Raw genomic sequence first — 16,902 nt, forward strand, 5'->3', positions numbered from 1 at the left:
TGCAAGCATTGCACTTTGTGAATGGCATCGTCATACCGTGTCCGATGACCCGGTCTCGTGCATGATGCCGCCGAGCAAGCCCCCCTCGGAGGGCCGCCAGGGCGGCGGCGACCTCGATGCCCTTGCCCCCGACGAGCTCGATCGCCTCGATGCGGGCATCATCGCGCTCGACGCGGTGGGGACCATCGTCGCGTTCAGCGAAGGTGCCAGCGCGCTGCTGAAGCTGCCGCGCGCCGCCGTGCTCGGCCGGGATTATTTCCAGGACGTGATGCCGGGGGCCAACGTACCGGCGTTCCGTGGCCGGTTCCTCGCCGGCTCCCGCCGGGGCGTCCTCGACGAGCAGTTCGAATACGTGTTCGGCCGCCTGCCGCAGCCCCTGCGGGCGCAGGTGCGGATGCAGCACGGCCGGTTCGACGGCAATCCGGTGACCTGGCTGCGGATCGACGCCCTGGAGACCATCGGCTTCGGCGCCACCCGAGAGGCCGTGGTCTCGGCCATCGGCCGCCGGGTCCGCTCGGAGCCGGTCGATCCGGGCCTGTGCGAGCGCGAGCCGATCCACGTGCCGGGCTCGATCCAGCCCAACGCCGTCCTGCTCGCCGCCGACGCGGCGACGCTCCTCGTCACCGCCTTCTCCACCAACATCACGGAGATCGTGAATCCGGCGGAGCCGCCCCTGCTCGGCCGCTCCCTGGGCGATGTCCTGCCCGCCGCCTTCGTGGACGCCGTGCGGGCGCGCCTCACGAGCGGCACCCTGGATGACGGCCGCTCGCTCCGGCGGCGCATCCGTTTCGCGGTCCAGCCGGAGACGAATTACCTCGCCGTCGCCCATGTCCATGCCGAACGCCTGATCGTGGAGATCGAGCGCGAGCCGGACATCGCGGACGATTTCCGGCAGGCGAGCCAGACCGATACCGAGCTCGCCGTGGCGCGGCTGCGCGCCGCCGAGACCCTGGCGGGCGCGGCCCGCGTCGCCGCCCTGGAGATCCGCGCCCTGACCGGGTTCGAGGCGATGCTGGTCTACCGCTTCGACACCGACTGGAACGGCGAGGCCGTGGCCGAGGACAAGGCGCCGAACTGGTCGCGCAGCCTGCTCGGCCTGCGCTTTCCCGCCTCCGACATCCCGGCCCAGGCCCGGGCCCTCTACACCAAGGCCAAGAGCCGCTTCGTGATCGACCGGGACAGCGTGCCCGTGCCCCTGGTCGGCGCGCCGGGGGGCGCCAACGCGCCCATCGACCTCACCTTCGCCCAGCACCGCTCCCTGTCGCCGATCCACCTGGAGTACCAGCGCAACCTCGGCGTGAACGGCTCCATGTCGATCTCGATCATGGTCGATGGGCAGCTCTGGGGGCTGATGATCGGCCACCACCGCCGGCCGCATTACGTGCCGCCGGAGACCCGCGCGGCGGCGACCGTGTTGACCGACGCCTTCGCCATGCGGGTGCAGGAGATCGAGTCCCGCCGGCTCTGGGCCGAACGGCAGGCCCATCTCGACGTCGAAGGCCGCCTCGTGCGCAGCCTCACCCGCTCCGACGACTTCGTGGGTGCGCTGACCGGCGGCGTGACCACGCTGCTCCACCTGTTCGACGCCACCGGGGCCGGCATCGTCACCGGCGACCGGGCGACCCTGATCGGCCGGGCTCCCCCGCCCGAGGCCGTCGAGGCGATCGCCGCGTGGCTGCGGGACACCCTGCCGGCGGGCGAGACGCGCTTCCACAGCAGCCACTTCACCACCGTCTATCCGGAGGCCTCCGCGTATCGCGAAGTGGCGAGCGGCCTGCTTGCGGCCTTCGTGGACGAGGGCCGCGAGACCCTGCTCGTGTGGTTCCGCCCGGAGATGCCGAGCACGGTGACCTGGGGCGGCGACCCCCGCAAGCCGGTGCTGGCGGGCAGCGGCTCGGTGGCGGTGCTGCCGCGGCGCTCGTTCGAACGCTGGGTGGAGGAGCGCACCGGCCACGCCAACCCCTGGCAGGAATGGCAGGCCAACCTCGCGAGCTCCCTCGCGGAGGCGGTGGAGGGCGTCGTCCTGCGCCAGCGGCGCAAGATCGACGAACTCACCGGCCTGCTGGCCGAGAAGGAGCGCCTGCTGGCGCAGAAGGACCTGCTCACCCGCGAGATCGACCACCGGGTGAAGAACTCGCTGCAGATCGTGTCGGCCTTCCTGCAGATGCAGCGGCGCCAGATCTCCGATGCGGCGGCGCGGCAGGCCTTCGCCGAGACCTCGGCGCGGGTGATGAGCGTCGCCCGGGTCCACGACAGCCTCTACCAGGCCGACCGGGTGGACGAGGTCGATCTCGGCCAGACCATCGAGAGCCTGTGCAAGGACCTCGCCGGCCTCGCCGGGGACGGGCATTCCGTCGATCTCACCGTCGAGCGGGGGATGATGGTGCCCTACCGCAAGGCGGTGGCCCTCTCGCTCATCGCCACCGAACTCGTGACCAACGCCTTCAAATACGCCGCCACGCCGACCGGCGGCGGCCGGGTGGAGGTGACGGTCTCGGCCGCGGACGACATGGGTGGCGTCCAGCTCAAGGTCTGCGACGACGGCGGCGGCCTGCCCGCCGACTGGGCCGAGCCGAAGGGCCGCGCGCAGGGCTCGGGCCTCGGCATGAAGCTGATCCGGGCGATGCTCGACCAGATCAACGCCCGTCTCGATGTGGTGAACAATCCCGGCGCCTGCTTCACGATCACGGCCTGAGATGTCCGCGGGGGCCCTTCACCTGCGGCTGCGGGCGGCGACGGCGTCCGCGCACGCGGCCCTGGAGGAGGAGCTGGGCTGGGAGGCGCGGGTCGCCACCCTTGACGGCTACCGTGGGCTGCTCGCCCGGCTGCACGGCTTCCATGCCGCCTGGGAGCCGGCGATCGGCGCGGCGCTCGGGGACGGCGCGTTCTTCGATTCCCGCCGCCGCGTCGGTGCCCTCGACCGCGACCTCGGCTTCCTCGGCCTGTCCGCGCAGGACATCGCCGGCCTCCCCCGGGCCCGGCCCATCGCCCTCGGCGGGGCGGCCGAGGCGATGGGGGCGCTCTACGTCCTGGAGGGCTCGACCCTGGGCGGCCGGGTGATCGGACGCCACATCATGGCGACCCACGGCCTCGCCGGCGACGGGCTGGCCTACTATTCCGGCCACGCGGCCGGGACGGGGGCCATGTGGTCGGCCTTCCGCACCCGCCTCGAGGCCTTCGACGGGGATGGGGATGCGGTCGTGGCGGCGGCGAACGCCACGTTCGACGCGATGCGGATGTGGCTGAAGGCGCCCTGAGCGCGCAGCCCGTCACGGCGGGTCGCGGCGCTGTGCTCGCGACGCCGGAGGAGCCCCTGGAGCCGCCCCCGTCTTTGCGAGCGCAGCGAAGCAATCCAGGGCGGCGCTACGGCCTGAAGCGGCCCGCATCCCTGGGTCGCTTCGCCGCGCTCGCGATGACGGCGGTGAGGTGCGGGAGCCGCCCCCGTCTTTGCGAGCGCAGCGAAGCAATCCAGGGCGGCGCGACGGCCGGAGAAGGCCCGCATCCCTGGGTCGCTTCGCTTCGCTCGCGATGACGGCGGTGAGGTGCGGGAGCCGCCCCCGTCTTTGCGAGCGCAGCGAAGCAATCCAGGGCGGCGCGACGGCCTGAAGCGGTCCGCATCCCTGGGTCGCTTCGCTTCGCTCGCGATGACGGCGGCGAGGTGCAGGAGCCGCCCCCGTCTTTGCGAGCAGAGCGAAGCAATCCAGGGCGGCGCGAGAGCCGGAGAAGGCCCGCATCCCTGGGGCCCGCCGCGGCGCCCGCGATGCCGGGCGCGGGGGGCGGTTACCCCTGCCCGTCGGCCTCGGCCAGCAAACCCTCCACGAACGCGGAGAGCCCCGTGCGCCGGGTGCGCTTCAACCGCTCGGCGGCGAGGATGCCCTTCAGCGCGGTGAAGGCCGCCTGCAGGTCGTCGTTGACGATGACGTAGTCGTACTCGCTCCACCGCTGGATCTCGGTGCGGGCGTTGGCGAGCCGGCGCTCGATGGTCTCGGCGGAATCCTCGGCCCGGCGCTCCAGGCGGTGGCGCAGCTCGGCCATGCTGGGGGGCAGGATGAACACGCTCACCACGTCGCCCGAGAGCTTCCCGCGGACCTGCCGGGTGCCCTGGTAGTCGATGTCGAAGATCATGTCCCGGCCCGCGCCCAGCACCTTCTCCACCGGCCGCCGGGGCGTGCCGTAGAAGTTGCCGTGGACCTCGGCCGATTCGAGCAGGTCGTCCCGGGCGCGCAGGTCTTCGAACGCCTCGCGCTCGATAAAATGGTAGTGCCGCCCGTCGATCTCGGAGGGACGCCGCGCCCGCGTCGTCACCGAGATCGACAGTTCGAGGGCCCAACTCGGATCCCCGGCGATGGCGCGGGTGAGCGTCGTCTTGCCCGCGCCCGACGGCGAGGACAGGATGAGGATGAGGCCCCGCCGCGCAATTCTCGTCTCGTCGATCACGGGTTCGCCCGGCTCCCTCTTGCTCGCCGCCCTGCGATAAGCCGGAGAGTCATTCGATATTCTGAACCTGTTCGCGGAATTGCTCGACTACGGTCTTCAGGTCGAGTCCGATCCGCGACAGGCCGATGTCGCCGGCCTTGGCGCAGAGGGTGTTGGCCTCGCGCCCGAATTCCTGGGCCAGGAAATCGAGGCGCCGGCCGATGGGTCCGCCCGCCGCGAGCAGGTCCCGCGCCGCCGCCCCGTGGGCGCGCAGGCGGTCCAGCTCCTCGCGGACATCGGCCTTGGCGGCGAGCAGCACCGCCTCCTGGTGAAGCCGCTCCGGGTCGAGGCCGGTGCCGGACAGGGCCTCCATCGCCGCCGCCAGCCGGGCGCGCACCGCCTCCGTGCGGCGGGAAGGCTCGTCCTCGGCGGCGAGGGTCAGGGCGGCGATCCGGGCGACCTGTCCGCCGACGATCTCTTCGAGCTGGCGCCCCTCGGCCCGGCGGGCCTCCACGAGGTCGGCCACCAGCCGCACCACGCCCTCGGTGAGGTCGCGGTTCAGCGAATCGGTCTCGGGCGCGGCCTCCTCCTCGGCCTCCACCACGCCGCGGATGCCGAGCAGCCCGTCCATGGTCGCCGGGGCGACGCCCTCCGGCCGGGGGACCCGGGCCACCGCCTGGGCGAGGCTGGCGAGCAGGGTTTCGTTGATGCGCACCCGCGGGGTCCCCTCGCTCCGGGTAAGGGTGAGGGAGAGCTGGCACTGGCCCCGGGACAGGGTCTTCTGCAGGGCGGTGCGGGCGGTCTCGCCCACGGCCTCGAAACCGGAAGGCACCCGGACGCGCACGTCGAGCCCGCGTCCGTTGACGCTGCGGACCTCCCACGCCCATTGCACCGGGCCCGTCGTGCCGGCGGCCCGGGCGAATCCCGTCATGCTCGCGATCTGGGCCATGGGCAGGGTCGGCGTCCGGAGGGACGGCGGCTGTCGCACGGATCTTTTGCAAGGGGAAGGGGGAGGAGCGTCGGCCGTCCGGCGATGGCGGCGGCTCCGGGTTCCGGGTTCACGCCTGCGGCGAGCCCCGGAATGACGATGCGGGTTTGAAAACCAGCCCCGTCATTCCCGGGCCCACACCAACCGCGGCCCTACCGCTTCGGCTTGAGGGTCGGCGGCTCGGCCAGGAGGGGCACGCTCTTGGGCGAGCCGAGGTCGTAGGTCCGGTTCTTCAGGGGATCGAGGCGCGTGCCCTCCGAGGCGTCGAAGGCGCGCGAGCGGGCCTCCGGCGAGGCCGGGTCGAGGAAGGCCGCGTTGGTGCCGCCGGCGGGCATGGCGCCGGTGGGCCGGGGCGCGGCCGGGTCGGCGTTGGGATCGGCCTTGTCCACCGCGTCCGGCGGGGACTGGCGGCTCTTCTCCACGGCCCGCCAGCGGGCGACGTTGCGCTGGTGCGCCTCCAGGGTCTCGGCGAAGGCGTGGCCGCCGGTCCCGTCCGCCACGAAGTAGAGGTCGCGGGTGCGGGACGGGTTGGCGGTCGCCTCCAGGGCGGCCTTGCCGGGGTTGGCGATGGGCCCCGGCGGCAGGCCCTCGATCACGTAGGTGTTGTAGGGCGTGGCCCGGTCGATCTCGGAGCGCAGGATGCCCCGCCCGAGGGTGCCCCGGCCGCCGACGAGGCCGTAGACGATGGTCGGGTCGGATTGTAGCTTCATCCGCCGGTTCAGGCGGTTGGCGAACACCGCGGCGACCCGGGGGCGCTCGTCGGCCCGGCCGGTCTCCTTCTCCACGATGGAGGCGAGGGTGACGAGTTCGGCCGGCGTCTTCACCGGGATGTCGGCGCTGCGGCGCTGCCAGATCTGGTTGAGCACCTCGCGCTGCTTCGTCTTCATCAGGTTGACGATCTGCTGGCGGGTCGCGCCGCGCTCGAACTTGTAGGTGTCGGGCAGGAGGGAGCCCTCCGGCGGGGTCTCCCCGATCTCCCCCGCGAGCACGTCGTTCTCGTTGAGGCGGGCGACGATCTGCTCCGACGTCAGCCCTTCGGGGAAGGTGATCGCGTGCTGGACCTGCCGGCCGGTGGCCAGGGTGTCCAGGGTGTCGCCGATGCTGGCATGGGCCTTGAAGAGGTATTCGCCGGCCCGCAGCGGCGGACGGCCGCCGAACCGCGCGGCGAACTCGAACAGCCCGGTATGCTGGATGACGCCCTCCTTCGCGAGGGTCTCGGCGATCTCGCTCGTGCCGCTGCGGCTCGGGATCACCACCACCTTGTCCGCCGGGAGGGGGCCGGGTTCCTGCACGTTGCGCTGGTAGATCGTGAGCGTCACCATCGCCGCCAGGGCGGCGGCCACCCCGAAGGTCAGGAGGCCGCTGAACAGGCCGATGAAGCTGCCGCGCTCGCGCTCGGGCCGCTCCGGGGGCGGGGGGGCGGCGATGGGCTTGATCGCCTCGCTGGGCGAGCGCGGCGAGAGGCGCTGCGGCAGGGCCTGCTCCTCGTCCCGGTCTTCGTGGCCGGCCGCATCCGGTCCCTCACCGGGCGTCGTCTTGGAACGGCGAAAGAACATCGGGATCCTCGGCGGGCCGGCCGAACCGTCTCGCGAACGGGTCCGGGCCAGCCACCCGCAACGGGTTGGGGCGTCGGGAGCGCGACCCTAGCCGCTTTTGTGGCGAAATTGCCGTCCTGCACGGCGAAGGTCCGCGGGTTCGACGGCCGGCGGCTGACAGGTCGCACAGAAAAAGGTCGAACGGCCGCTCTGGACCACCCGCGCCACCGTGCCGGTGCAGCCGGCGCGGGTGCAGGTCAGGCCGGTGCGGTCGTAGACCCGGAAGGCGTGCTGGAAGCTCCCGGCGCTGCCGTCCGTGTGGGCGTAGTCCCGGAGCGTCGAGCCCCCCGCCTCCACGGCCTCCGTCAGCACCGCCACGATGGCGCGGGCGAGGGCGTTCGCCTGGGGCGTCGGCCGGCCATCCGCGCGGGAGAGGCTGCCCGCCGCCGCCTCGGGGTGGAGCCTCGCCCGGTGCAGGGCCTCGCAGACGTAGATGTTGCCGAGCCCGGCGATCAGCCGCTGGTCGAGGAGGGCCGCCTTCAGGGGCGTCACCTTGCCCCGGAACAGGCCCGCGATCACCGCCCCCGTCAGCCCGTCCAGGGGCTCGACGCCCATCTTCGCGAAGTGGCGGCAGGTGTCGAGGGAATCGCTCGGCACGAGGTCCATGAAGCCGAAGCGGCGGGCGTCGTTGTAGGTCACGGTGGCGCCCGAGGACATGGCCATCACCACGTGGTCGTGCTTGGGCACGCCCTGCGCGCCCTCCAGGTAGAAATCCCCCGGGGACAGATTGCGCCCGTCCGGCATCGCCACGTCGAATCGCCCGCTCATGCCGAGGTGCATGATCAGCGTCTCGCCCGAATCGAGGGCGGCGGCGAGGTACTTCGCCCGGCGGGCGAGGGCGGTGACGGCGCGCCCCTCGAGCCGGCCGGCGAACTGCTCGGGGAAGGGGAAGCGCAGGTTCGGCCGGCGGAGCGTCACGCGGCTGAAGCGGGCGCCGACCAGGGCGGGCTCAAGGCCCCGTCGCACGGTCTCGACCTCGGGCAGTTCGGGCATGTCGTCCTGTTTCTCTCGGCGCCCGCCGATATCGGCACCGCCCGCGCGGGCGGCAATGCGCCCCGTGCGCGCGTCGCCGGAGTTTCCCGCCGCGGGGCGAGGTGGTGGTCCCGATCAGTCCGTCGGGGCGCCGCGCATCCGCTTGGTGGCGCCCCGCTTGGTCTTCTCCTCCAGCCGCCGCTTCTTCGAGGCCAGGGTCGGCCGGGTCGGGCGGCGGGGGGTGGGCGGTATGGCGGCCTCCGCGACGAGGGCGGCGAGGCGCTCGCGGGCGTCGGCGCGGTTGCGCTCCTGGGTGCGGAACCGCTGCGCCAGGATGACGAGGATGCCGTCATCGGTGAGCCGCCGCCCCGCCAGCCGCATCAGGCGCACGGCGACGGGATCGGGCAGGGCGCGGGAGCGGCGCACGTCGAAGCGCAGCTGCACCGCCGTGGAGAGCTTGTTGACGTTCTGGCCCCCCGGACCCGACGCCCGCACGAAGGTCTCGATGAGCTCCGCGTCGGGGATCGCGATCGCCGGCGTGCAGACGAGGGTCACGGCCGGCGCCTTCCGGTCACGCGGCTTCCGCCGGGGTGCGGGCGCGCATCGCCAGGGCGTGCAGGCCCCGGGCGAAGGCGGGGTCGAGGAGCCCGTTCACGAGGCGGTGGCGCTCCACCCGGCTCTTTCCGTCGAAAGCCGCCGATACGATATCGAGGCGGTAATGGGTTTCACCCCCCGGCCGCGCCCCGGAATGGCCGGCATGGAGGTGCGATTCATCGATCACGTCGAGCTGCGTCGGCGCCAGTTCGGCGCGCAGCCGCATCTCGATCCAGTCCCGTAGCGTCTCTGCCATTGCGCGTCCCGCGTCGCTGGCGCCGTCAAGTCCGATCCCGCGCATGCGTCATCAGGCCCGGCGCACTTGTGTTGGCGATACTCCCCCTCATAATCGGCCCGTCATGGATCTCAACTCGCGCCTGTTCGACAGCATCCGCATCAAGCCGTCCTGCGACGAGCCGAAGGCCGCTGCCGAGGCCTCGTGCGAGAGTCCGGGCTGCACGAATCCGGGCCTCTACCGGGCGCCGAAGGGCCGCAGGGCGGAGGGCCAGTACTGGCGCTTCTGCATGGACCACGTGCGGGCCTACAACGCCTCGTACAACTACTTCGACGGGATGAACGACGCCGCCGTCCAGGCCTACCAGAAGGACGCGCTGATCGGGCACCGGCCGACCTGGGCCATGGGCGTGAACCGCACCGGCCCCGCCAAGCCCGAGGAGGAGGCGGCCCGGGACTGGGCCTATGTCGATCCCCTCGGCATCCTCCGGGCCAACGGCGTGGGCGACAAGGCGCGCCGCGCCCGGCAGGAAGAGCCCGAGCGGCCCCAGCGCACGGCCGCCGTGCGCAAGGCCCTCGACGTCCTCGGCCTCGACGAGTCGGCGGACACGGCCGGCATCAAGGCGCAGTACAAGACCCTGGTGAAGCGCTTCCACCCGGATGCCAACGGCGGCGACCGGTCCTTCGAGGAGCGCCTGCGCGACATCATCCGCGCCCACGACGTCCTGCGCGCCGCCGGGCTCTGCTGACCGGCCGGCACGAAGGATGCACGGCCCCGCTCGAAGCGGAGGCCGGTGGGCTCTATATGCAGGGTGTCGTTCCCGCGGTAGCGAGTCCCCTCGCTGCCGTCTAAGGTTCCGCGGCTCGCGGACACCGCTCCCGATACGTCTCCCGCGCGGACGCGGCCGCCCAGGCCACCCCGCGCCCCAAGAGGTCCCGAATGCTCTCTGACGATACGCCCGCCCGGCTCCCCGACCGCACCGTCTCCGTCCGCGACGTCTTCGGCATCGACCTCGACCTCAAGGTCCCGGCCTTCACCGCGGTTGAGGAGCACGTGCCCGACCTCGACCCGGACTACATCTTCGACCGGGAGACCACCCTCGCCATCCTCGCCGGCTTCGCGCGCAACCGCCGCGTGATGGTCACCGGCTATCACGGCACCGGCAAGTCGACCCATATCGAGCAGGTGGCGGCACGGCTGAACTGGCCCTGCATCCGCATCAACCTCGACAGCCACGTCTCGCGCATCGACCTCGTCGGCAAGGACGCGATCGTGCTGCAGGACGGCAAGCAGGTCACCGCCTTCCAGGACGGCATCCTGCCCTGGGCGCTGCAGAACAACGTCGCCCTCGTGTTCGACGAGTACGATGCCGGCCGCCCGGACGTGATGTTCGTGATCCAGCGGGTGCTGGAGGTCTCGGGCCGCCTGACGCTGCTCGACCAGAAGCGGGTGATCCGCCCCCACCCGGCCTTCCGCCTGTTCGCCACCGCCAACACGGTGGGCCTCGGCGACACGTCGGGCCTCTATCACGGCACGCAGCAGATCAACCAGGGCCAGATGGACCGCTGGTCCATCGTCACCACCCTGAACTACCTGCCCCACGACCGGGAGGTCGACATCGTCCTGTCCAAGGCGCCCCACTACAAGGGCGACAGCGGGCGCGACATCGTCAACCGCATGGTCCGCGTGGCGGACCTGACCCGCAACGCCTTCATGAACGGCGACCTCTCCACCGTCATGAGCCCGCGCACCGTCATCACCTGGGCCGAGAACGCCGACATCTTCCGCGACATCGGCTTCGCCTTCCGGGTGACGTTCCTCAACAAGTGCGACGAGCTGGAGCGGTCCCTGGTGGCCGAGTTCTATCAGCGCGCCTTCGGCAAGGAGCTGCCCGAGAGCGCGATGAACGTCGCCCTGAGCTAAACCCATGGAGGAGACCGTGGCGCGTCCTGTCCCGAGCCGGGAGCCGCAAAGCCCCGGCTACGCGCCCTCGCGCGCGGCGGCGACGCGCCACGAGGCCGATGTGTACACCTGGGTTCAGGAGCAGGTCGCCCTCCTTCGCGCCGGCCACGTCGACGCGCTGGACCTCGAGAATATCGCCGAGGAACTGAACGACGTGGGTCTGAGTGAGTATTACAGGCTCCAAAGCGCGATCGAGATCGTGCTGCTCCATATGCTGAAATGGGACCACCAGCCCGAGCGTCGGACGAGAAGTTGGGCGCTCAGCATTGCGGAGCATCGTGAGCGGGCTCGGATCCAGCAGCGTAAGAGCCCTGGCCTCAAATCGAGTCTGAGCGAGGTGCGGAAAGACGCGTACCGCCTCGCCCGCCTCGGGGCTGCGCGCCAGATGCGGCGTCCGGTCAAGTCCTTGCCCGACGAGTGCCCCTACACCTGGGACGACATCCTGACCCGTCCCTTCGACTTCGACGCCGATCGGTAGCCCGCATGTCCCTGTCCAACCGCAAGCCCGGCGAGCGGCGCGAGCCCGTGGCGGAGCCCCTCAAGCGCTCCGTGGCGGGGTGCCTGCGTGCCATCGCCCGCAAGGCCGAGATCGAGGTCACCTACGCCACCGACCGGCCCGCGCTGACCGGCGACAAGGCCCGCCTGCCCGAGCCGCCGCGGAAGATGACGCCCGGCGACGTGGCGATCCTGCGCGGCAACGCCGACGCCATGGCCCTGCGCCTCGGTTGCCACGACGTGACCCTCCACCGCCGCTTCGCACCGGAGAACGCCCCGGCGCGGGCGGTCTACGATGCCGTGGAGCAGGCGCGGGTGGAGGCCATCGGCTCCCGGAGGATGTCCGGCGTGGCCAGCAACATCTCGGCGATGCTGGAAGACCGCTACCACCGGGGCGGGAAGTACGAGACGATCACCGACCGGGCCGACGCCCCTCTGGAGGACGCCGTCGCCCTGATGGTGCGCGAGCGCCTGACCGGGCAGGCCCCGCCCCAGGCGGCGATGAAGATCGTCGATCTGTGGCGCGCGCATGTCGAGGCCAAGGCCGGGCCGAACCTCGACGGGCTCATCGGCTCCCTCGAGGACCAGCGCGCCTTCGCCCGCTTGATCCGCGACCTCCTCACCTCCCTCGACATGTCGGACGAGACGCCCTTCGACCCGGAGGACGATGAGAACGACGACGAGAACGACGCCCAGGATGACGAGCAGAACCCCAGCGAGGGCGATGCCGAGGAGAAGTCGCAGGGCGAGCGCGCCGAGATCAAGACCTCCGAGGAGGCCTCCGACGACATCGAGGAGGGCGCGCAGGAGCAGGCGGACGCCCCCTCCGGCGAGCTGCCCGACGAGGCCGAGGATGCCGAATCGGACGAGGCGGCCGAGGGCTCCCGCCCGCCGCCCCGTCAGGCGAACGAGGCCCACGGGCCCGAATACAAGGTCTTCAGCCCGAAATTCGATGAGGTGATCTACGCCGAGGAGCTGTGCGACGCGGACGAACTCGCCCGCCTGCGCAGCTACCTCGACAAGCAGCTCTCCCATCTGCAGGGCGTCGTCGGGCGGCTGGCCAACCGGCTCCAGCGCCGGCTGCTCGCCCAGCAGAACCGCGCCTGGGACTTCGACCTCGAAGAGGGCCAGCTCGACCCCGCCCGCCTCGTGCGGGTGGTGACGGATCCGTTCCAGCCTCTCTCCTTCAAGCAGGAGAAGGACACGAACTTCCGCGACACCGTGGTGACGCTGCTCCTCGACAATTCCGGGTCGATGCGCGGGCGGCCGATCACCGTGGCGGCGACCTGCGCCGACATCCTGGCGCGGACGCTGGAGCGCTGCGGCGTGAAGGTGGAGATTCTCGGCTTCACCACCCGCGCCTGGAAGGGCGGACAGAGCCGCGAATCGTGGCTTGCGGCCGGCAAGCCGCCGTCACCCGGCCGGCTGAACGACCTTCGCCACATCGTCTACAAGGCGGCGGACGCCCCCTGGCGCCGGGCGCGCAAGAACCTCGGGCTGATGATGCGCGAGGGCCTGCTGAAGGAGAACATCGACGGCGAAGCCCTCGATTGGGCCCATCAGCGCCTGCTCGGCCGCCCCGAGCAGCGCAAGATCCTGATGGTCATCTCGGACGGTGCCCCGGTGGATGATTCGACCCTCTCGGTCAACGCCGGCAATTATCTGGAGCGGCACCTGCGCTGGATGATCGAGGACATCGAGACCCGCTCTCCGGTGGAGCTGCTGGCCATCGGCATCGGCCACGACGTGACGCGCTACTACCGCCGGGCGGTGACGATCATCGACGCCGAGGAGCTCGGCGGCGCCATGACCGAGAAGCTGGCGGAGCTGTTCGAGGAGGACGGTTCCCCCGTCCCCCTCCGCCAGCCCAAGCGCGTCGGCGGCCGGCGCTGAGGAGCCCGCGGCTCCCGCCGGGGCGGTCCGCTGAGGCGTCGTGGGCCGAAGCGGCGATCGGTCGGGCGGGAGGGCGATGCGGCGAATGCCGTGGGTTCGTCCGCCGCCCTGGCGCAGAGTCCGGCGGGCCCGTCACCGTCTGAGCAGATCGGCCTCCAGCCGTTCGAGCGTCCGGCCGAACACCGCCGGATCGTCGAGGGCCCGGCTGAGGAGCAGCGCCCCCTGGATCGCCAGGACGGCGTGCTCCGCCCGCTCGTCCGCCTCCGCCCGGCCGATCCGCCGGAGGGCACCGGCCAGGGCGTCGCGCCAGGCGGTGAAGTAGTTGGCGATCCGCCCGGCGAAGCGGTCGCGGGTCCCGTCGAGGGCGAAGGCGGCGATTAGGCAGATCCGCCGCCCCGAGCGAAAATACGCGTCCGTCTCCCGCAGCATCCGCCGGATCGCCGCCTCGCCGTCCGGGTCGTCCCGGAGGGGTGCGAAGACCGCGCGGGCGAACCAGCCGTCGATCCCGGCGAGGACGGCCTCCGCCATGTCCTCCTTCCCGCCGGGAAAGAGGTGGTACAGGCTCCCCTTGCCGAGCCCCGTGCGCGCGGTGATCGCCGAAAGGCTCGCCCCCTCGAAGCCGAGTTCGCGGAACACCTCCGCGATGGCCGCGACGGCATCCGCCCGCTCCGTCACGACGCGCCTCGCCGAATCGGAGCGTCCAGGCCCTCGCTCACAGGCCCAGATCGGTCAGGCCGGGATGGTCGGCGGGGCGCGGACCGGAGCGGTCCCAATGGAAGAGGCGCTCGCCCGCGGCGATGGGCAGGTCGTTGATGCTGGCATGGCGGACCCGCATCAGACCGTGGCCGTCGAACTCCCAGTTCTCGTTGCCGTAGGCCCGGAACCACGCCCCGGAGGCGTCGTGGTACTCGTAGGCGAACCGCACGGCGATGCGCGCGTCGTGGAACGCCCAGAGTTCCTTGATCAGCCGATAGTCCCGCTCCGCCTGCCACTTGCGGGTGAGGAAGGCGACGATCGCCTCACGGCCGGAGAAGATCTCCGACCGGTTCCGCCAGCGGCTGTCCTCGGTATAGGCGAGGGAGACCTTCGCGGGGTCGACGCCGTTCCATCCGTCCTCCGCGGCGCGGACCTTCCGCATGGCGGTCTCGGCGGTGAAGGGCGGCAGCGGCGGACGATTCGCGGACATGGGCAACTCCTTTGTACCGATCGGTACAACGAGGCCCGGGCACGGTCAACGCATCGTCCCGGTCAGCCGCGACCGGGGGCGGAGCCGGAGTGCGGACAAGCGAAAGCGACCGGGGCCCAAGGGCCGCCGGTCGCTGTCACACCGAACTGGAGAAGGGGTTCAGGCCGCGGCCGGAACCTCGACCTCGGCGAGCTTCTTGTGCAGCTCGCGCTTCAGGAGGCGGGCCGTCTGCGACAGATCGCTCTCCGGCGCCTTCGTGAGGAAGGCGTCGAGCCCGCCACGGTGCTCGACCGTGCGCAGGGCGTGGGCGGTGATGCGCAGACGCACGCGCTTGCCGAGGGCATCGGACTGAAGCGTGACGTTGCACAGGTTCGGCAGGAACCGGCACTTGGTCTTGCGGTTCGAGTGGCTCACGAGGTGGCCGACCTGAACGGCCTTGCCGGTGAGTTCGCAGCGGCGCGCCATAACTTAAACTATCCCGTTCCGTTCCGCCGCGGGCCAGATCGCAGCCTGCGCAAACCTTCGCGCCGCGGGCTGCGCCCGTGCGTCAAACCAGGTCCTGCGGAGTCCTGTTGAAGGCGGGGGCTATAGGCGACGCAGTGCCGCCCCGTCAAGGCTCTGGTGACGATGCCGTGCCCGAACCCTCTGTTAACCATGGCGTGGGGATAACCGGGTTCCACCCCGCCCGGCCCGACCGGGTGGCCTCAGGATTCGAGCCGGACCATGCGTATCACGATCCCGGTCAAGGCCGTGCTGGCGGCGGGCATCGCCGCGGTGCTCGGCATCGCGCCCCCCGCGGCGGAGGCCCGTCCGCGGCCCGCCAAGGCGGCCCCGGCCTCGCTCTCGGTCGATTACGCCATCGCGCTCGCCGGCCTGCGGATCGGCACGGCCCGCCTCGCCGGCTCGTTCGAGCGCGACGCGTACCGCATGGATGTGTCGGCGACGCTCACCGGCCTCGTGGGGGCGATCACCGGCGGCCAGGGCTCGGCCCGCGCCACGGGGACGGTCGGCGCCGGCCCGCTGCCGAACGCCTTCTCCATCGCCACCCGCACGGCGAGCTCCGGCATCGCCGTGCGCATGGCCCTGGCCCACGGCAACGTGGTCCAAACCGAGATCACCCCGCCCCTCGTCGACATGCAGGACCGGGTCCCCGTGACCGCCGCCGACAAGCGCGGCATCGTCGATCCGGCGAGCGCCCTGGTCATGCCGGCCCGGGCGGGGGCGGCCCTCACCGATCCGGCCAACTGCGACCGGACGCTGCCCCTGTTCGACGGGGCGACGCGCTTCAACGTGGTGCTCAGCTATGCCGAGACCCGGGAGGTGCAGAAGCCGGGCTATGCCGGCCCGGTCCTCGTCTGCAGCGCCCGGTACCACGCGGTGGCCGGGCACCGGCCCGACCGGCCGGGGGTGAAGTTCATGGAGGACAACCGGGAGATTTCCGTGTGGCTCGCCCCGGTCGAGGGCACGCGGCTGCTCGTGCCCCTGCGGATCTCCGTCCTCACCGAGATCGGCACCAACATCATCGAGGCGACCCGCTGGACCCGCTCGGGCGAGGCCGAGACGGCGGACAAGGCCGCCGGGGAGCCGTCCCTCGCTCAGGCCAGCCTGCCCGGCCAGTAGGCGCTTCCCTTCGCCGCGGCGTCGCCCTATCCCCCCTCGCGGCGGCAGGGGCCGCCGGGGGGAGACGGCATGGCCAAGGGTTACATCATCGTCCGCATGACGGTCACGGACCCCGAGACGTACCGGGAGTACGCCGCGATGGCCTCCGAGGCGATGAAGCTCCACGGCTGCAAGCCGCTGGTCCGCGGCGGCCGCAGCGAGGCGCTGGAGGGCGAGGCCCGGCCGCGCAACGTCGTCCTCGAATTCGACTCCTACGAGGCGGCCAGGGCCTATTACTATTCCCCCGAGTACCAGGCGGCGGTCGAGAAGCGCCGGCCGGCGGGGATCGGCGAAGTGGTGCTGGTCGAGGGGGTGGACTGACGTCCGCCCGTCATTGCGAGCGGAGCGAAGCAATCCAGGCGGCACCGCCCTGCCCGGATGAGTCGCGCTCTGGATTGCGTCGGCTTCGCCTCGCGACGACGGGATCGGCCGTTCTCTGGCCGCGACGGCCTCGTGCATCGATCCAGACGAAGGCGTTGGCCGTGCCTGGAAAAATTGATGCAAAAACAAGAAGCTAGGGCAGAGACGCATGAACGGAGTGAGTGCGTCACTGCCCTAGGGGGCGAACGGAGGCCGTATGAGACCGCGGCCCATCCCCGGTGAGGCGAGGACGAAGCCAGCCATGCGAATCACTGCCCTGCTCCCCCTGCTGCTCATCGCCGCCCCGGCGGTGGCGCAGCCGCTGACCACCGACTCCCCCTGCGGTGGGGATGCGTTCTCCTCCGCCCAGGTGATCGAGCACCGGCCGCCCCGGCACGGGCCGCTCACGGCGGTGCCGGACACCCTGTGCGCCGACGTCGCCCCCCAGCATCCGGGGGCGGATGTGCGCATCGACGCCTATCCCGTCATCGTGCCGCAGGTTGGCAGGGGCGGGCGCAGAGACCCATATTAGGCGGGACGGGAGACC

Annotated in this window: 18 protein-coding genes; 9 read left to right on the forward strand and 9 right to left on the reverse strand. The window is 71.7% G+C overall.

Annotation, left to right across the window (positions count from 1 at the left end):
- Nucleotides 1-61 precede the first annotated feature (61 nt).
- Nucleotides 62-2,695, forward strand: coding sequence for a histidine kinase dimerization/phosphoacceptor domain -containing protein (locus MKK53_RS20220; protein WP_409564380.1), 2,634 nt, complete (start codon nucleotides 62-64; stop codon nucleotides 2,693-2,695).
- A 1-nt stretch (nucleotide 2,696) separates the two neighbouring features.
- The gene (locus MKK53_RS20225; protein ID WP_243930549.1) at nucleotides 2,697-3,257 is read left to right on the forward strand and encodes a biliverdin-producing heme oxygenase; all 561 of its coding nucleotides are present in this window, start codon (nucleotides 2,697-2,699) and stop codon (nucleotides 3,255-3,257) included.
- 523 nt (nucleotides 3,258-3,780) lie between these two features.
- Here MKK53_RS20225 and gmk read toward each other — a convergent pair.
- The 6 genes from gmk to MKK53_RS20255 all read right to left on the reverse strand — a co-directional run bounded on the left by gmk (nucleotide 3,781) and on the right by MKK53_RS20255 (nucleotide 8,821).
- Nucleotides 3,781-4,437, reverse strand: a complete 657-nt coding sequence (gmk, locus tag MKK53_RS20230; RefSeq protein ID WP_243930550.1) for a guanylate kinase — start codon at nucleotides 4,435-4,437, stop codon at nucleotides 3,781-3,783.
- Between the two features lie 49 nt (nucleotides 4,438-4,486).
- Nucleotides 4,487-5,365, reverse strand: a complete 879-nt coding sequence (locus MKK53_RS20235; protein ID WP_243930551.1) for a YicC/YloC family endoribonuclease — start codon at nucleotides 5,363-5,365, stop codon at nucleotides 4,487-4,489.
- Nucleotides 5,366-5,556: 191 nt separating this feature from the next.
- Nucleotides 5,557-6,960, reverse strand: a complete 1,404-nt coding sequence (mltG, locus tag MKK53_RS20240) for an endolytic transglycosylase MltG (protein ID WP_243930552.1) — start codon at nucleotides 6,958-6,960, stop codon at nucleotides 5,557-5,559.
- Between the two features lie 87 nt (nucleotides 6,961-7,047).
- A complete protein-coding gene (mutM, locus tag MKK53_RS20245) occupies nucleotides 7,048-7,992 on the reverse strand; it encodes a bifunctional DNA-formamidopyrimidine glycosylase/DNA-(apurinic or apyrimidinic site) lyase (RefSeq protein ID WP_243930553.1) in 945 nt (314 codons plus the stop codon).
- 114 nt (nucleotides 7,993-8,106) lie between these two features.
- Nucleotides 8,107-8,526 carry an alternative ribosome rescue aminoacyl-tRNA hydrolase ArfB gene (gene arfB, locus MKK53_RS20250; RefSeq protein ID WP_243930554.1) on the reverse strand — a complete coding sequence of 140 codons (420 nt, stop codon included), beginning with the start codon at nucleotides 8,524-8,526 and terminating at the stop codon, nucleotides 8,107-8,109.
- A 16-nt stretch (nucleotides 8,527-8,542) separates the two neighbouring features.
- On the reverse strand, nucleotides 8,543-8,821 hold the full coding sequence (locus MKK53_RS20255; RefSeq protein WP_243930555.1) for a BolA family protein: 279 nt from the start codon (nucleotides 8,819-8,821) through the stop codon (nucleotides 8,543-8,545).
- 103 nt (nucleotides 8,822-8,924) lie between these two features.
- On the opposite strand from MKK53_RS20255, the gene MKK53_RS20260 reads away from it, so the two are divergent.
- The 4 genes from MKK53_RS20260 (at nucleotide 8,925) to cobT (ending at nucleotide 13,150) form a co-directional block, all read left to right on the forward strand.
- Nucleotides 8,925-9,548, forward strand: a complete 624-nt coding sequence (locus MKK53_RS20260) for a J domain-containing protein (protein ID WP_243930556.1) — start codon at nucleotides 8,925-8,927, stop codon at nucleotides 9,546-9,548.
- Between the two features lie 191 nt (nucleotides 9,549-9,739).
- The gene (cobS, locus tag MKK53_RS20265; protein ID WP_243930557.1) at nucleotides 9,740-10,723 is read left to right on the forward strand and encodes a cobaltochelatase subunit CobS; all 984 of its coding nucleotides are present in this window, start codon (nucleotides 9,740-9,742) and stop codon (nucleotides 10,721-10,723) included.
- Between the two features lie 4 nt (nucleotides 10,724-10,727).
- Complete coding sequence (locus MKK53_RS20270; protein WP_243930558.1) at nucleotides 10,728-11,240, forward strand: DUF29 domain-containing protein; 513 nt, start codon at nucleotides 10,728-10,730, stop codon at nucleotides 11,238-11,240.
- A 5-nt stretch (nucleotides 11,241-11,245) separates the two neighbouring features.
- Nucleotides 11,246-13,150 carry a cobaltochelatase subunit CobT gene (gene cobT, locus MKK53_RS20275; protein WP_243930559.1) on the forward strand — a complete coding sequence of 635 codons (1,905 nt, stop codon included), beginning with the start codon at nucleotides 11,246-11,248 and terminating at the stop codon, nucleotides 13,148-13,150.
- Nucleotides 13,151-13,282: 132 nt separating this feature from the next.
- Here cobT and MKK53_RS20280 read toward each other — a convergent pair whose 3' ends face one another.
- The 3 genes from MKK53_RS20280 to rpmB form a co-directional block, all read right to left on the reverse strand.
- Nucleotides 13,283-13,825: a TetR/AcrR family transcriptional regulator gene (locus MKK53_RS20280; protein ID WP_243930560.1), complete on the reverse strand. Its 543-nt coding sequence runs from the start codon at nucleotides 13,823-13,825 to the stop codon at nucleotides 13,283-13,285.
- A 37-nt stretch (nucleotides 13,826-13,862) separates the two neighbouring features.
- Complete coding sequence (locus tag MKK53_RS20285) at nucleotides 13,863-14,336, reverse strand: DUF1348 family protein (protein ID WP_243930561.1); 474 nt, start codon at nucleotides 14,334-14,336, stop codon at nucleotides 13,863-13,865.
- A 159-nt stretch (nucleotides 14,337-14,495) separates the two neighbouring features.
- The gene (rpmB, locus tag MKK53_RS20290) at nucleotides 14,496-14,801 is read right to left on the reverse strand and encodes a 50S ribosomal protein L28 (protein WP_243930562.1); all 306 of its coding nucleotides are present in this window, start codon (nucleotides 14,799-14,801) and stop codon (nucleotides 14,496-14,498) included.
- Nucleotides 14,802-15,059: 258 nt separating this feature from the next.
- On the opposite strand from rpmB, the gene MKK53_RS20295 reads away from it, so the two are divergent.
- From MKK53_RS20295 to MKK53_RS20305, 3 genes are all read left to right on the forward strand, one after another.
- Nucleotides 15,060-15,956 (forward strand): DUF3108 domain-containing protein, encoded by an 897-nt coding sequence (locus MKK53_RS20295; protein WP_243930563.1) that lies wholly within the window; start codon nucleotides 15,060-15,062, stop codon nucleotides 15,954-15,956.
- Nucleotides 15,957-16,025: 69 nt separating this feature from the next.
- Nucleotides 16,026-16,316 carry a DUF1330 domain-containing protein gene (locus MKK53_RS20300; protein WP_243930564.1) on the forward strand — a complete coding sequence of 97 codons (291 nt, stop codon included), beginning with the start codon at nucleotides 16,026-16,028 and terminating at the stop codon, nucleotides 16,314-16,316.
- A 301-nt stretch (nucleotides 16,317-16,617) separates the two neighbouring features.
- Entirely contained in the window at nucleotides 16,618-16,887 is a 270-nt protein-coding gene (locus tag MKK53_RS20305; protein ID WP_243930565.1) for a hypothetical protein, read from the forward strand.
- Nucleotides 16,888-16,902 lie beyond the last annotated feature (15 nt).

Origin of the sequence: Methylobacterium sp. J-076, assembly GCF_022829405.1 — a bacterium.
Lineage (GTDB): Bacteria > Pseudomonadota > Alphaproteobacteria > Rhizobiales > Beijerinckiaceae > Methylobacterium.